The organism is Cyclobacterium amurskyense, from assembly GCF_001050135.1.
GTDB lineage: Bacteria > Bacteroidota > Bacteroidia > Cytophagales > Cyclobacteriaceae > Cyclobacterium > Cyclobacterium amurskyense.
The window spans coordinates 1,614,417-1,630,067 of sequence record NZ_CP012040.1 but is presented as its reverse complement, the minus strand read 5'-3'; the positions used below and the strand labels follow the sequence as shown (position 1 = coordinate 1,630,067).

Below are 15,651 nucleotides of genomic sequence, written 5' to 3'. Positions count from 1 at the left end.
GGGTTTATTGTTAATTGACTAAAGCTATGAGATTTTATTTCATAGCTTTTTTTTGGTTAATGCAGAGACCTGTTACTAAATGAGTAAACTTTCTTATTTCTTGATCGTGTTTTTTTTGTAAAAAAGGTGTAATTCCAGTCTGACTTATGGGTTTTGTGTTGCTCGTTGAATTTTTCAAGTCTGCGTGTATTGATTTTGCCTTGTTTTACAATTACTCAAAATCTTATCTCCTTGCGCAAAGAAAGTGATCTTGGATAGCGGTAAGTGCTTGGTTTTACTTCTTTATGGTTTTTGATAAGTTTTCAAGTTTTAGGTATGGGTGTTAAGGGTTGGGGCTGAAGTTCTTCTTTATGCCGGGTTTACGTATTTAGGATTGTTGGGCATGTTGTTCTGGTGCTGTTGACTGCGTTGGGTTGCGGTGTATTTAAATTATGATAGGGTTAAAAAATAATAAAATATATTTAGAAGTAGGTGTTTTATTTAAAAGTAGGGTTTAAAAATAGGTTCGTTTTATAAAAAATATGTTTAAAACCGAAAAATAGGTTTAAATTTAAACTAACCTCGACTTCGTTTTTGCCGATCTATTAATATAATCCCAAATCCAAGTCCATGTATTAACGAATAGTTAATTTTATTACCTTAAAATTTAATTTAGTGTAAAAAAATAGTTAATTCGTTATTATAATTTTAATGTATTAATCTTTTTATTACCTTTGACATATCAAACAAAGACAAAAGGTCTCTGGTCAATTAAAAGTTAAGAAGTAACGATTTAATTGACGATATATACTGTAGGGTGATGAAACTGGCAGACATGCCCTCCTATCTCGGGGGTGGAGGAATTGGGAAAAAGCAAATATAGAGCTCATATTTAGCCTAACTACTCCATGGAGGTTCGACTCCTTCTCCTACAGCAGGTTATTTTGGGTTTATTGTTAATTGACTAAAGCTATGAAATTTTATTTCATAGCTTTTTTGCTTTTTGGGCTTTTCTATTCAAAAAGGGTGAATAGAATGTATGGTTCTCGGAAGAAGTTGCAATGGTTTACTTCTATTGCCTAGAGCAAAGTGCATAAACCCTTTATTCCTGCTTAGGACTAAGGCGGGTGCCACAGCGTCTGCAAAACACAGCATCCAAACTGTGACTCTGTAAATTGCAGGCTTTACATGTTTTAATGTTTGGGTGGGCTTTTATTTCTTCCGCATTCCTCGCAGAAACCAATTCAGAAGTGACAATTCCTGTTGGAACTGCTATAATCGCATAACCAATCAACATAATAATTGAAGCCATAAATTGGCCAAGATCAGTAGTGGGTGCAATGTCACCGTAGCCAACAGTAGTAAGTGTAACTATGGCCCAATACATGGATCTTGGGATAGAGGTAAAGCCACTTTCCGGACCTTCGATAATGTACATTACAGATCCCATTACCAAAACAATGGTCAAAACCGATCCTACGAAAATCTGTATTTTCGCCTTGCTGTGTTTCAGTGCTTCTGTTAAACGAGAAGCTTCCTTAATGTATTCGGGTAATTTGAGTATCCTTAATATCCTTAAAAAACGCAGGGCTCTTATGACTGTCAGGTATTGAGTTTGCAATAAGAATAGACTTAGATAGGTAGGGAGTATGGCCAGTAAATCTACGATTCCATAAAAACTGAAAACATAGCCGGTTTTATTGTTTCCCAGCCAGATCCTAAGGAAATATTCTATGGTGAAAATAATCGTAAAAGCCCATTCCAGCCAATACAAGATACTCCCGTAATTTTCACGAATGTCTTGAACGGAGTCCAGTATGACGATTACAACACTCAATAAGATTAAAACCAATAAAACCAGATCAAAAGCTTTGGAGGCACGATCATCCGATTCATAAACAATATGAGCCAGTCTTTTTTTTGAAGGAAGAGATATCATGAATTATTGGCTTATAAGCTAATTTATCAATAGCTGAATTGTACAGGTATTTTTCCGGGCAGTAAATTTACAATAAATCTGTCTATAATTTGGCAGTGTATTTCCAGACTAGAGAAATGTGGTGTACCTGTAAAGCGAATTACCAGCCACCGCCGCCGCCGCCGCCGCCACCACCGCCGGCGCTTCCTCCTCCTCCACTGCCTGAAGAACTACCTGGAGGGCTGGAAGAATTGGCAATAGCTGATCCAAAGGTACTGCTAAGGTCACTGGAAAATGCGGCTAAGGATCCGGCAGTAAATGCTGATCCAGTATACCAGATAGGACGGTAGGAAGACCTGTTTTGATACTCCTCCCCTAATTCAGTCAGGCTTTTTTCAAAGGCTTTGCCCCAGGCTTCTCCAACTTCAAGTGCGATGGCATAAGGTAGGAATTTTTCAAAAACCTCAGGAGTGACACCGGGAGGGTTATAGGTCTCCAACAAGGGTTTTTCTGCTGCATTGAGGTACATTCTGAAACCTTCAATTTTATCCATTAGTTTTCTTCCTTTTACTGTAGGCGCTTTCATCAAACTGATAAATACAACATTGGTCAGCCCTATTAGTAGAAAAAGGAAAAGAAAGCCAAACGCTGGCTTAATATTGAATTGAATAATTAGGAAAACAGGAACGCCAATAAGTATCGCTAGAATAAGGCTTTCAATAATTACTGTGCTTCTTTTTACATGCCCTTTGTCCATGTATTCCATATAGGTCATGAAGATTTTCCCTAAGAAAATCAGAAGTAAGACACAATACACCAAGCCAAAGATGAGCAGTGTTTTTTCTGCTTCTAATAATAAAGGAATGGTGTATTTAATAGCAAGCGCCAAGATTAGTATAGAAAGGATGAAACCTGGAACTACCCAGGTGTAATTGTTCTTGAAGTGCGAGCCATGAAGTCTGCTGTATAAATCCTTTTGCAGAGCACGCATTGCCCCTCCGATTTTCTTGTGTTCTTTTTGCTCAAGGCTTATTCTTTCTTCACCCAAGGGGAAAAGTGAATTCATTATTTTTTTATAACCAGGGTTTAAATTGCCTTCTTTTGTTTGTATTTTTTCGAGGGTGAATTTTTTCTTTTTTTCTTCTATGATTTTTACCCATCCTTTAGTGGCCAATTCTACAATTCCTGCAAGGTAAGTTTGGCTGTCGAAATTCATTTTATACAAGTACCTCATGGAAGCGGCATCTAATCCTTCTGGAGGATCAAACATAGGGTAAATGCCTCCCTTATGTGGGTCGCGGCCCACTTTGTTCCAGGAATAAAAATAATAAGTCAATACAAGGAGGAGGCCTATGGCAAGTATGAAAATCCCTGCATTGTCTCTAAAGAAGGCATTGGTTTTCTCTGCTTGGCTAGGTGCAGGGATGAGCCCTTTTTGCCAGGATACGGCAAGAGTTAGTGCTTCTTTGGCTAAAAGGGGTTCATTTGTTTTAACGTAAAGGGAATTTTCAGCTTCTTTGTCTAATGTACAGGAGCAAGAAGATGTCCCCGATTTTCCTGAATAAGCAGCATACTGCCCTATAATTCCACCAGAAGGAAGGTTGATCCGAGCACTTGCTTCAAGTATAGTAAAGTCCCACTCTGGACCAATCGCATTCCAATACAACTCGTCAAATTCCTTGAAAAAACCAATTTGACGATCAGTTTTGTAAGAAATTGAATAGGAATAAATACCAGGGGCTAGTAAGGTGTTTTCATCACCAATTCTGATAACTTCATAATCTCCCTGCCGTATTACTTTATAAGGTTCATCATTGCCATCTTTTTTTACCGAGAGTACTTTCAGGCCTACGCTTACTTGGTTGTTGTACCGGTCTCTGTATCTGACGGGGAAGCTTCTGAATATCCCTCTTTTTATATCGTAACCATTGCTTCTGACAGTGATGTCTTCAGTAACATTTAAGTAACCATCAGGTTGAACATTGATCTCACTATGGTATTTGAGGATCTCCTCCTGATCTTGTGCCAGAAGACTAAAGCTGCCGGATAGCAGTATCATTATAAAGACTAAATAATACCGATGCATCTTATTCAAAATTTAATTCAGGTAGAGTCCGATCATTTGAATCAGAAAGTGTGAAAAACTCAAGTTTTGTAAAGCCAAAGATATTGGCAATAATATTGGAAGGTATAGATTCAACTTTAATGTTGAATTCTCTAACTGTTCCATTGTAATATCTTCTGGATTTTTGAAGATAATCTTCAATTTCAGAGAGTTGCTGTTGTAGTTTTAGGAAGTTTTTATCTGCTTTTAGTTCTGGGTAAGCTTCGGCCACAACCATTATTTTTTTTAATGATTTCCCTAGATCAGCAGCTGATTTTGATGTTTCGGACACCGATTGTTTCGGTATAACTTGATTTCTAAGCGCAGTTATTTCCTCTAGAAGCTGTTCTTCGTGTTTGGCATATCCCTTCACGGTAGTGACCAGATTGGGAACAAGGTCTGTTCGTCGCTTTAGCTGAACGTCTATTCCGCTCCATCCTTCGCTGGCATTGTTACGTAGGCGAATGAGCTTATTGTAGGTTAAAAGCGTGAAGGCAAGCAAAATGCCAATTGCCACTATGGCTATTGTCATAATTTAGTAGGTTATCTTGAATAAAGTTTAATTGCAAAGGAAAGCCTAAGCTTTTCGATTGCCTATTTCAGGTTAAAGTAATAATAATTAATCAATTCTTTCGGTTTGTTAATTAAAATAGTGGACCATTATTCGATTTGCTTTCAGTGGTAGTTAACCTTGCTAGGTTATTGGTTCATAAAATGATATAGCTCGCCAAGGATTCACCAATACCGATTTTTGTATAAAAACTTACTAGCATACTTTGTCCTCCGAGAAGAACTATTTTTTGTGTTCATTTATGGATATTCAATTGAATTCGTAGTAACTGCTTACTTGGCGTTAAATGCAAAATGAAAGATACGTTTCTAGCTCATTTAATTATGATTAAAATCATGTGTTAAATCCTCTTGTCAAACTGACTAAATACCGCTTCCAACAATGCTCTTTTATCCGTTTTGAATCAGTCGATTGTAAACTTGATTGTTCTTTTGTATTCATTATCAATTTATTAGGTCCAGTAAGAGGGGGCTTTGGTTGTTTTGTGAATATATAGGTGCTAATTTTAAGACTAAAATGATTTTTTAAGGAATTTAAGCTTTTAATTAGAAGATTGGTTAAATTTGGTAAAGTTATTTTTACCTTAATCCAATTAGAATATGGACTTAAATTTATTTAGACAGCTAAGAGAAAATTACGAAAAGTTTATTTTCAATGCAGAAAAGGGAATAAATGGTGACAAGGCCAAGGAACAAACCCGTTCTATCTTTTTTGACAGAAAGACCATAGAGGAACTATTGGCAAAAACCGACGACAAGGAAGGTGGTTTGAAAATCTACCTTGGTATGTATGACAAGGAAACTGTAAAAGTGAGGGGAGAAAAAGAGGATACTGAGGATTACATAGGGAAGTTAACCTTGATCCTAGCCGCTTCAAATGACAATTCCAGCACTACAGACGACTCCTGGATTAGGAATGGCGGGAAAATTTGTCCCCCTGATTGTAAAAAGTAAGTTAAATTAACAATGGCAGTTTTATCATGACTTTTTATGTTTACATTTCTTGTATTGTAATTGGCTTATTACTGTCATTGTTCTTTTACTATTTTAAGAAGAAGTATAAACTGCATGAAAGGTCACATGCCTTTATTTTGTTCCTTATTGTTTATGTGTTAAGTTTTGAGCTATATGCCTATTTTTTAGTGGAGCAAGGAGAAAAGAATGTGCTTGTTTATAATGTGTTTTTTGTTATTGGAGAAACCATATTGATATTGGTTTACCTGGGGTCTTTAATTGAGGCTAAAAGAATTAAAAGAAATTTAAAATATTTCATTCTCTTTTTCATTGCATGGGCAGTATTTAACACTTTATTTATTCAGTCTCCAATAGTGATTTTTCAGCAGTATACGCATTTGTTGGGGAGCTTGGGTATAGTTATTTTTTGTTGTTATTTGATGTTTAGCGTTTTTATGGCAGAAAAAAATGAAGACGCACCTTTACTTAGTTTACCTCAGTTTTGGAACATTGCAGCAATTCTTCTTTTCTATTCTGCCAGTTTTATTTACTTTGGTTCTTTGAATATGCTGTGGACTCTTGATACTTATTATATTACCATTCTCGCTTCATTGAACAGGATTTTTGCGGCAACTTTGTACCTTATTTTTGGTTTCTCCTATTATTCACCTTTGATTTTTTCCCCGAAAAGTGATTGAAGACGATTCTTTACAAACCTTTTTTGCTATTCTTACAGGTGTGGTGCTTATGGTTATTATGGCAGCATTTATCATTGCCATAGTCATCGTTCATAGGCAGAGACAGATTAAAAACAGGCATAAAATTCAAATTATCAAAGCTGATTTCAAGAATACAATTTTGAATGCTGAAAAGGAAATTAGGGAACATACCCTTCAGTATGTCAGTCAAGAGTTACATGACAATATTGGTCAGTTATTGTCTTTGACAAAATTGGTGCTAAATAACCCAGACCCGGCCTCTGTTTATGAAGGCAAAAAGTTGATCAATCAAATTATAAAAGAGGTCCGTAGCCTTTCTCGATCAATCAACAAGGATTATATCAACGATGTGAAGTTTGAAGAATTTCTTGAAGAAGAGCTTGGGAAAATTCAGAAAAGTGGTTTTTGCGAAGTGTCTTTTCAAAAAGAAGGAAACCCAATAGTATTCGTTGAAAGTGATAAAAAGCTTGTTCTTATCCGCTTGGTTCAGGAATGCCTGAACAATGCCATAAAACATGCTTCACCAACATTGATTTCGATTACAATTATAAATAAAGAAAATAGATTAATATTAGGCATTAAAGACGATGGAGATGGCTTTGACATGACAACCGTTTCTCAGGGGTTGGGACTGAGGAATATCCATTCCAGAGTCGAGGCTATTGGAGGTAAAGTGAAGATTGATTCAAGTATAGGTAAGGGGACGGAGATAGAAATAGAATTGGAAAATGACGAACATAACTAAGATATTACTAGCAGACGATCATAAATTATTTGCAGCTGGAATAGAAAGATTACTTACAAATGAGCCCGATTTTAGTGTAGAAAAAGTTGTGCATAATGGCAAGGAAGCATTGGCCGCATTGGAAGCAAATAGGGTTGATTTGGTTATTACCGACATGAACATGCCTGGGCTCAATGGCCTTGATATTCTAAACCATATTAAGAAAAAGAGATGGAAAGTAAAAACGATTGTCCTTTCCATGTATGATGATGAAGAAATCTTTAAGAAGTGTATTAAACAAGGTGTAAATGCTTATGTACTTAAGAATGCAGATCCTGAAGAGTTGATATATACCATTCGTGAGGTGATGGAAGACAGGTACCTGGCCAATTTTGACCATGTGTTAAATCAAGCAGAGGAGGGAGATGAGTTTGAGCAATATGACCATTTTAAAGCCACATTTAAACTTTCCAAAAGAGAACTGGAGATTTTAAAGTGGATTGTGAAAGGGAAAACCAATAAGGAAATTGCCAGTGAATTGTATCTAAGCATTTACACTGTAGAGACCCACCGAAAACATCTTCATCAAAAATTAAACGTTTCTTCAGTTACAGAGCTCGTAAAAAAAGCCTTGGATATGGGCATATAGAATCCCCTTATCTTGGCTTCTTGTATGGTCAATAATACTTGGACAATGGTAGGATGTTTATTTTTCAGTTCTGTAAGAATTGAGTTTTAGATCTTAGCTCAAATCCCATACTTATGATTTGAATTTTGCAATAGGGGTTATTCCTCCTTTGGTTTTCTGGTCAATGTCTACCAATATTTCAGCGTCTAAAGGGACGAAGACATCCACTCTTGATCCAAACTTAATGAAACCAAATTCAATGCCTTGAGCCATAGGATCACCTTCTTTTACATACCATTTGATTCTTCTTGCCATGGCCCCTGCAATTTGGCGCATCATTAGTTGTATACCATTGGGATGTTCTATTACCAGTGATGTTCGTTCATTCTCAGTGCTGGATTTAGGATGCCAGGCTACGAGGTATTTTCCAGGATGGTATTTGAAATATTTTAGGATGCCATTAATCGGAGATCTGTTGACATGAACATTTATGGGAGACATAAATATAGATATCTGAATTCTATCTTCCTTAAGGTATTCCTCCTCCATTGTTTTTTCGATTACTACGACCTTACCATCAGCAGGTGCATAGATCAATTCAGGGTCGTTTGGAATAGGGATTGCTGGGTTTCTGAAGAATTGTAAAACGGTCAAATATAGAATTATGCTACCAATTAGCACCAAGTTAATGACTAGTTCTTCTAAAGGGATTAAATAATTGATAGCAAAGTTGATTCCTGCCAAAACAATTAACATCCAAAATAATAATGATCTTCCTTCTTTATGAATGGTCATAATGGTTTAGCCTTAAGTTTCCCGATTTTATTAAATAGATCCCAAGGAATAAAATCCCTCTCGATACTTTCTAAAGTACAATATTAGGACTTTTTAGAGTAATTATTAAAATATTTTTAAAAATGCAACAATAAAAGGAGTAGAAAGTAATAAACCATCAAAACGATCCATAAAGCCTCCGTGTCCAGGTAATCCTTTGCCTGAGTCTTTTATTGCAATACTTCTTTTAAAAAGGGATTCGATAAGATCTCCATAAGTGCCTGCAATAATTATAATGGTCATGATGCAAAACCATTGCCATTCTGGTAATACAGTGAAATTTTTGGAGATAAAGTAAGTGACAATAATGGCTGAAAAAGCACCCCCAAGGCTTCCTTCCCAAGATTTTTTAGGCGAGACCCTTTCGAATAACTTTGTTTTACCAAATTTCGTACCTGCGAAATAGGCGCCGGAATCGCTGGCCCATAACATCAGTAAGGAGCCGATGATGATTTCAAAATGAAAGGTATTGTCTACAGAAAATGCGGCTACTGTCAGTAATGAAAAGGGAAGGGCCACATAGAATATCCCTAAAATGGTGTAGGCAATCCCTGTAAAGGGTTTTTTATCTGTTTTCTTATAGAGCTTGATAAAAAAGATCATGGAAACAAGCGGGAATACCAAAAAGTAATAGGCTATAGGTATGATTTTCATTTCTTCCAAAAAAGTAAAACTAAAAACCAAAAGACCTATAAAGGTCCCAAAACTTTTAAGTGGTAGCATACCGTCCAATCCACAAAGTTTATAAAATTCCATCTGAGTAAATGCCAAAATTATAGCAAAGACGATAAAATAGGACCATTCACTAAATACAGTACTGGTGATGATGATAATGGTCCCTAAAATGGCTGTTATTACCCTTTGGGCCAGATTACTATAATTACTTATACTAAAACGAGATTTCATTTTCCACTATTTTTAATGCCTGCTGGGCTTGCTCCTCTAGAACCATTACTTCAATGTTTCCATGGATTTTATAAACCGGGTCTTTTTTATTGACAATGACCGCAGTGATACCTTTTTCTTCAAGAACTCCCTTTACTATTTCAGCCCTTATTGGGGTGCTGGATTCGAATATTTTGTGCCAATTACTCATAGACCTGGTTTTTATTTGATTTAATAAACAAATTCCAACAGAAAAGAAATATTACAAGACCTGCAATTACATATTCCCAATACAAAGTGTCAGCGTCCTCTAAATCAAATTCCATCAAACCAAGTTTGTTGAAATAAACCAAGGTAACTGTTAAAGTATTGTTCAGTATATGGGCTACCATTGGGTAAAGCAGAGAGCCAGAATACAGGTACAAGTAACCAAATAGCGCCCCAAGCATTAGCCTGGGGAGAAAGCCGTAAAACTGAAAATGAATGGCGGAGAAAATGAATGCAGTGATCCACACTGCCCAATGCGCATTGCCAGTATATTGGTGCATTTTAGGTTGCACTATTCCCCTAAATAAATACTCTTCGCCAATTCCGGCCAAAAGCCCTATAATCAATATTCCCAATAGAAATTCACCCACACTTTCAAAGTCCGTAAGGTATTTTGTCAATTCCATCAATTGGTCTTCCTTGGCTCTGAAGGCAGCTTCCAAACCACTTAGGGCTTCAGGGAATTCAATGTTCATATTTAAATAAACCAATAAGGAGTTGAATAGCACAAAGCCAAAGAGCAATGGCAATACAATCCATAATCCATTAAATTTTAAAGGGTCAAGTTGTAAATCCAGTCTAAGGGTTTTTCTATCCACAAAACGGACAAAAATCCAGCCTCCGATAAAAAAACCTAGTCCTCCTCCCAGTCCTTGAATAAAAAGAAAGGCCAACCTGGCATTAGGATGATCCAGGGAAGCGGTTAATAGGTAAGGCAATTGGTCAAAGGAGATTCCGAAGAGTATAGGCAATAAGCCTAAGGCCATGGTTTGGAGAATGGCAAGGGATCCAAATACGATTAAAACCAAAACAGTAAAGGAAAGCAACCAATGTTGCTTGATAGAATGTCCTGGCCGATTTTCATAAATTTCCATATTAAGAGTAAATTTACAGTAAATAGCGTGCACCACAAGATACTTTTGTTTTTTGGAAATAAAATAATTTACTCAAAATGAAAGACAATGATGGCAATGTTATTGATATTCAACTAAAAACAGTCATTTTTGCAAAAAAAAATAAGCGTGTGATTAAAATTGGGGATTTAAATTTAGGGGAGTTTCCGTTGCTATTGGCTCCTATGGAGGATGTTAGTGATCCGCCATTTAGAGCTGTCTGTAAAAGCAATGGGGCAGATTTGATGTATACTGAATTCATTAGCTCTGAAGGATTGATAAGAGATGCAGCCAAATCCGTTCAAAAATTAGATGTATATGATTATGAACGGCCAATAGGCATTCAAATATTTGGCAATGAAATTTCCTCCATGAGAGAGGCAGCAGCTATTGCTGAAGAAGCAGGACCAGATATATTAGATATTAACTATGGCTGCCCAGTGAATAAGGTGGCTTGTAAAGGTGCCGGAGCCGGCATTTTATTGGACATAGACAAAATGGTAGCCATGACAGCCGAAATCGTCAAGGCTGTAAAAATACCCGTGACGGTAAAAACCAGACTCGGCTGGGATGAGAATACCATAAGGATCAATGAAGTGACGGAACGCTTGCAAGATGTAGGCATTCAGGCGATCAGTATACATGCCCGTACCAGAAAACAAATGTACAAAGGGGAGGCAGATTGGTCCTATTTGGCAGAAATTAAAAAGAATAGCAGGATTAAAATTCCGGTTTTTGGAAATGGAGACATAGACAGTCCGGAGAAGGCCAAAGCGTACAAAGAAAAATATGGTGTGGACGGTCTGATGATAGGTAGAGCAGCCATAGGTTATCCTTGGATATTCAATGAAATCAAGCATTTTATGGCTACCGGGAAATTTTTGGATGCTCCAGATATGGAGGAAAGGGTAAAAGTAGCACGAAAACACCTTGATTTTTCTGTTGAGTGGAAAGGAGAAAAGTTAGGCGTCCTGGAGATGAGAAGGCATTACACCAATTATTTTAGAGGGATACCCCATTTCAAACCTTACCGTACAGCTTTGGTGACAACAGATGATTATTCTGAAGTCAATGAAATCCTTGAAGATATTTCCAGGGTCTTTGCAGACGAAGTGCTTTGAGGAAATTTTCGCTAAAAGGAAGCATTAGGGATTCCAAATATATAGAGAAGTGCCTGTACCAATAAAGATTCAAAACCAGAACTCAAAGCATTGGGCAATGTTACTTTTGCTGGCTTTGGTTTGGGGAAGCTCATTTATCTTAATCAAAAAGGCTCTGGTGGTTTTCTCTCCAGGTGAGGTCGGTGCTTTTAGGATCGTTACGGCTGCCCTGGTCTTATTGCCTTTGGGGATTCCTAAAGTAAAATTGCTTAACAGAAGGCAAATGACCTATCTTTTTTGTATAGGTTTTTTAGGGAGTTTTATTCCTGCCTTTTTATTTGCTACAGCACAGACCCAACTTTCCAGCTCTCTAGCAGGAGTGATCAATGCCCTCACGCCCTTGATGGTGATGGTGATTGGGGCCCTGCTTTTTAAGACGAAAATCTCCAGGCAAAATGCTATAGGTTTGGTAATTGCGCTAATGGGAGTCTGTCTTTTGGTACTTGCAGGCAATTCTGGTAAGCTGGATGTTTTCTCGGGCTTAAACCTTTATGGACTATTGATTGTCCTTGCCTCTATTTGTTATGGGTTCAACGTAAATATTATCAAGTTTAAAATCAAGGAAATAAACCCAACAATGATCACTGCCATATCCTTGATGATGGTGTTGCCTATAGCTTCCCTTTACTTGTTTGGGTTCACGAGTTTTTCATTCAAGCTGGTCCATGTGGAGGGTGCATGGCTGGCTGCAGGTTACATTACTTTTCTTGGTGCCGTAGGAACAGCCTTGGCCCTGATCCTATTTAATTCAATTGTAAAGCTTGTAACACCGGTTTTTGCCAGTTCGGTCACCTATATTATCCCATTGGTTGCGATCTTTTGGGGAGTTTTGGATGGAGAGACTTTGTTTCCTTTTCATTATTTGGGCATATTTGCTGTAGTGGTCGGTGTGTGGATCGGAAATCGAAAAGCTAAAGCCACTGAATGAATAGCAGGAAAGGCTGGATTATTTTTAATTTTTAAACAATTCTTGTTTCCAGAGTGAAATAATATGTTCGATAATTTCTTAAACTTAGACATTGACCCAGAATTAAGAAACAGGGTTCTGCAAACGGTGCTGATTGGGTTCGTGATGTGGCTGATCAATAAGATCTCCCTAAAACTAATATACAGGGGTGATGCTGTGGAGCTAAGGCGGCAGTACCATTACCGTAAGTTTATTGAATACACTTCTTTTATTATTGGCATTCTGATTATTGGAAACCTATGGATCGGTAATTTTCACTCTATCACTACCTTTCTAGGACTGTTGTCTGCTGGTATAGCCATTGCCTTAAAGGATATTTTTGTAAACATTGCCGGCTGGGCATTTATATACCTGCGCAAGCCCTTTGATGTTGGCGACAGGATCCAAATTGGGGAAGTGCAGGGTGATGTCATTGACCTTCGGCTTTTTCAGTTTTCATTGCTGGAGATTGGGAACTGGGTAGATGCAGACCAGAGTACAGGCCGTGTCATTCATGTGCCCAATGGAAAGGTTTTTATGGATGCTCAGGCAAATTATTCTACAGGTTTTAATTATATCTGGAATGAGCAAAGGATTTATATAACCTTAAGAAGTGATTTTAAAAAAGCCAAGGGTATTTTACTTAATATCTTGAACGAGCATCTGCATGAGGACCTGAAAAAGGCTGAAAAGGTCTTTAAAAAAGCCAAACAAGAGCATTTGATTGTCTACAAGCAATTTACCCCGATGATTTTTACTAAGATTACCGAAAGAGGCGTTCAGCTTTCTATGCGTTATCTCTGTGATCCAAAAAAGCGAAGGATGTTTGAGCATGCCATTACGGAAAGTATATTGGAGCAACTAGGGCCAGAGGACAATATCAGGCTTGCTTATCCTACTTCTACAATCTTAATGCATCAGGACAAAGTCCATCCCGAAAATAACCCTAAGAGGTAACTTTCATTATACGCTACTATGTTTATAATGGGTTTATGCTTAGCTTTTTAGAGATTAATATTTTAGCCAATTCGTAAGCAATTCCTCCCACCAAGAAAATAAAGGCTTCTTCAAAAAAGGGGCCTTTAAAGCTAATCCATAAAAACAATGCTATGGTATGAACCATCCAGAAACTTCTGTTATTTTCTGAAATCCTTTCTGTTATAGCCAATAAAAAAATTGCTCCAGTTGCATACAATAAGGCTATTCCAAAAATTGATTGCAGCTCATTTCTAGAAAGCTCTATTGTAATTAAAATAAGCAGATTGAGAATTGTTAGCAATTTCCAAAAAGGCTTATCTACCTTACCACCCAAAATATTCCCCAAAATCAATATTGCTAAATGAATACGGATAAAAAGGGCATCAAAAACACCATAGTACAGGCTTATTGTTAGAAAAGCAATGGAAATAAGTAATAAGTGCAGAAGTGTTTTTCTACCTGTAAAGGGATGGTCATCTAAAAAATAATCTATTATGGCGATTAATGAAAAGTGGATCATCTGCCAGAAAATTTATTTTAAAGGGATCATTTCATTAATTTCTCTATAATAGAGAGCCAGTACCAATAACGTCTGGGAAAAAAAATTAATCTTTCTTTTGGATAGATCTGAGGTAAAAAATAACCTATTCATTATAAAAATTTTGACAATTTCAGAATAAAGAAAAAATGCTTTATTCAACTAAAATTATTACTAGGAAATAAGAAATTCCTAATCTATAAAATTAATTACAGAGTAAAAAACGATTGAGTGTAAGCATCGACTTAAAAGGTTTTTTAGTTTAAAAATTGGAATCTTGCAAGTAACAATGGGTATTTACATTTATTTTAAGGTCGTATAATTAAAAGTACATTTAGATTATCTAGGGATTGGTTCGAAGATATAGGTAGCTATTAAGAAAGAAATCACCGACAGCACAAAGCCGAACATAAAGATATTGTAGCATTTTCTGAGCAAGAAATACTTTTTAGAAAGGACGATTCCTAAATAATAGATGTCAGTAATCATACTGTCGTAAAGGTAGGTCCCATCATCCATTAGGGCATGCATACCTTCTTTGTATTCAGGTAGGGGCATTTCATAGAAATTACCAAAATAGAGCAGGTTTCCCTTCTTTTTCCGGATGTCTTCTTTGGTGACGATGCCGTTGGTTACATTTGGTCGGGTGGCCAATATGGCAAAAACCATGGCAATAAGACAAGTGGTAATCAACATAAGTGTTGGAACCAAATAATAGGGGAATTCCTCAATTATTCGGATGAAAACAGCAACCACAATGGAGATAATAATTGAATTGACCGAGATCATGATATTGGCCTTATTGTCAGCCAAAGCAGAAAGAGCCAAATGATTTTTTGAGGTAATTCGAAACATGGTTTCAATCCCTCTTTCCGACTTTTTTTTGTTCTTGTCTTTTTTTTTCCCTTCTGATTTGGCTTTTGAATGTTCTTCTGCTTCTTTGATCTTCATTTCAATCGATTCCAGATTTGCTTCTTTCCCAGGTTGAAAATAGATTTTGGCATATTCGGTATGGTAGTGGTGAGCAAGCATAAAAAGACGGCTATCCTTCAGCCACTCACTTAATGATGTTTTTTCAAAGCCAAGATTTGTCTTTTCTTTTTTTAGCAATAGCGTCTGTTCAAAGAAACGCTCAGAACTCAAATGAAATAAGTCTGCATCACAAATGATCTCTTCCAGTAAGTTTTTAGGGTTTTGCGGTACCTTTGTGGCCAGGATTAAGGATTTTATCCGATCCACTCTTTCCTGATTAAGGCCCAATTCGATCAGGTATTTTTGTGCCATTTCTGAGCCTTTAATCTCATGTCCTTCTCCTTTCCCTTCCCAATAGCCGATGTCATGCATCCAACCTGCTACATACAAATCTTCCTTTTCTTCTTTGCTTAAGTTATAGTATTCTCCGATCTCCGCTACCTTCTTTACAATTTGCAATGAATGGTCCATGTTATGGTAACAAACCTCCGATTTTTGGCGATTCTCAAACATTTCCCTGATCCAGCGTTCAAATTTCTCTAATTGCTTATCCACCACTAATTACTAATTTTACGTATACTG

At 36.9% G+C, this 15,651-nt stretch carries 16 protein-coding genes; 7 read left to right on the top strand and 9 right to left on the bottom strand.

What is annotated here, in order from left to right; genetic code table 11:
• Positions 1-1,081: 1,081 nt before the first annotated feature.
• The 3 genes from CA2015_RS06565 to CA2015_RS06555 all read right to left on the bottom strand — a co-directional run bounded on the left by CA2015_RS06565 (position 1,082) and on the right by CA2015_RS06555 (position 4,533).
• A complete protein-coding gene (locus tag CA2015_RS06565) occupies positions 1,082-1,918 on the bottom strand; it encodes an ion transporter (protein ID WP_048641190.1) in 837 nt (278 codons plus the stop codon).
• A gap of 139 nt (positions 1,919-2,057) precedes the next feature.
• Positions 2,058-3,956: a DUF2207 domain-containing protein gene (locus CA2015_RS06560; protein WP_048641189.1), complete on the bottom strand. Its 1,899-nt coding sequence runs from the start codon at positions 3,954-3,956 to the stop codon at positions 2,058-2,060.
• A gap of 28 nt (positions 3,957-3,984) precedes the next feature.
• Positions 3,985-4,533, bottom strand: coding sequence for a LemA family protein (locus CA2015_RS06555; RefSeq protein WP_048641188.1), 549 nt, complete (start codon positions 4,531-4,533; stop codon positions 3,985-3,987).
• Between the two features lie 638 nt (positions 4,534-5,171).
• Between CA2015_RS06555 and CA2015_RS06550 the strand changes: the two genes are divergently transcribed.
• From CA2015_RS06550 to CA2015_RS06535, 4 genes are read left to right on the top strand one after another with little or no spacing between them, the layout of a single operon-like run.
• Entirely contained in the window at positions 5,172-5,525 is a 354-nt protein-coding gene (locus CA2015_RS06550) for a hypothetical protein (RefSeq protein ID WP_048641187.1), read from the top strand.
• Between the two features lie 26 nt (positions 5,526-5,551).
• Positions 5,552-6,223 carry a hypothetical protein gene (locus CA2015_RS06545; protein WP_048641186.1) on the top strand — a complete coding sequence of 224 codons (672 nt, stop codon included), beginning with the start codon at positions 5,552-5,554 and terminating at the stop codon, positions 6,221-6,223.
• Positions 6,216-6,989: a sensor histidine kinase gene (locus CA2015_RS06540; protein WP_240477937.1), complete on the top strand. Its 774-nt coding sequence runs from the start codon at positions 6,216-6,218 to the stop codon at positions 6,987-6,989. Before CA2015_RS06545 ends, CA2015_RS06540 begins: the two co-directional genes overlap by 8 nt.
• The gene (locus CA2015_RS06535; RefSeq protein ID WP_048641185.1) at positions 6,973-7,617 is read left to right on the top strand and encodes a response regulator transcription factor; all 645 of its coding nucleotides are present in this window, start codon (positions 6,973-6,975) and stop codon (positions 7,615-7,617) included. The genes CA2015_RS06540 and CA2015_RS06535 overlap by 17 nt, the downstream gene beginning before the upstream one ends.
• 111 nt (positions 7,618-7,728) lie before the next feature.
• On the opposite strand, the gene CA2015_RS06530 is transcribed toward CA2015_RS06535, so the two are convergent.
• The 4 genes from CA2015_RS06530 to CA2015_RS06515 all read right to left on the bottom strand — a co-directional run bounded on the left by CA2015_RS06530 (position 7,729) and on the right by CA2015_RS06515 (position 10,457).
• Positions 7,729-8,391, bottom strand: a complete 663-nt coding sequence (locus CA2015_RS06530) for a phosphatidylserine decarboxylase family protein (RefSeq protein ID WP_048641184.1) — start codon at positions 8,389-8,391, stop codon at positions 7,729-7,731.
• A 105-nt stretch (positions 8,392-8,496) separates the two neighbouring features.
• On the bottom strand, positions 8,497-9,336 hold the full coding sequence (locus tag CA2015_RS06525) for a phosphatidate cytidylyltransferase (protein WP_048641183.1): 840 nt from the start codon (positions 9,334-9,336) through the stop codon (positions 8,497-8,499).
• Positions 9,320-9,526, bottom strand: a complete 207-nt coding sequence (locus CA2015_RS06520) for a putative signal transducing protein (protein ID WP_048641182.1) — start codon at positions 9,524-9,526, stop codon at positions 9,320-9,322. Before CA2015_RS06520 ends, CA2015_RS06525 begins: the two co-directional genes overlap by 17 nt.
• A complete protein-coding gene (locus tag CA2015_RS06515) occupies positions 9,519-10,457 on the bottom strand; it encodes a CPBP family intramembrane glutamic endopeptidase (RefSeq protein WP_048641181.1) in 939 nt (312 codons plus the stop codon). Before CA2015_RS06515 ends, CA2015_RS06520 begins: the two co-directional genes overlap by 8 nt.
• Before the next feature lie 149 nt (positions 10,458-10,606).
• Between CA2015_RS06515 and dusB the strand changes: the two genes are divergently transcribed.
• The 3 genes from dusB (at position 10,607) to CA2015_RS06500 (ending at position 13,538) form a co-directional block, all read left to right on the top strand.
• Positions 10,607-11,596, top strand: coding sequence for a tRNA dihydrouridine synthase DusB (gene dusB / locus CA2015_RS06510; protein WP_048644388.1), 990 nt, complete (start codon positions 10,607-10,609; stop codon positions 11,594-11,596).
• 97 nt (positions 11,597-11,693) lie between these two features.
• On the top strand, positions 11,694-12,563 hold the full coding sequence (locus CA2015_RS06505; protein ID WP_048641180.1) for a DMT family transporter: 870 nt from the start codon (positions 11,694-11,696) through the stop codon (positions 12,561-12,563).
• A gap of 63 nt (positions 12,564-12,626) precedes the next feature.
• Positions 12,627-13,538, top strand: a complete 912-nt coding sequence (locus CA2015_RS06500) for a mechanosensitive ion channel family protein (protein ID WP_048641179.1) — start codon at positions 12,627-12,629, stop codon at positions 13,536-13,538.
• Positions 13,539-13,560: 22 nt separating this feature from the next.
• Here CA2015_RS06500 and CA2015_RS06495 read toward each other — a convergent pair whose 3' ends face one another.
• Positions 13,561-14,079 carry a hypothetical protein gene (locus tag CA2015_RS06495; RefSeq protein WP_048641178.1) on the bottom strand — a complete coding sequence of 173 codons (519 nt, stop codon included), beginning with the start codon at positions 14,077-14,079 and terminating at the stop codon, positions 13,561-13,563.
• Between the two features lie 357 nt (positions 14,080-14,436).
• On the bottom strand, positions 14,437-15,627 hold the full coding sequence (locus tag CA2015_RS06490) for a Pycsar system effector family protein (protein ID WP_240477936.1): 1,191 nt from the start codon (positions 15,625-15,627) through the stop codon (positions 14,437-14,439).
• Positions 15,628-15,651 lie beyond the last annotated feature (24 nt).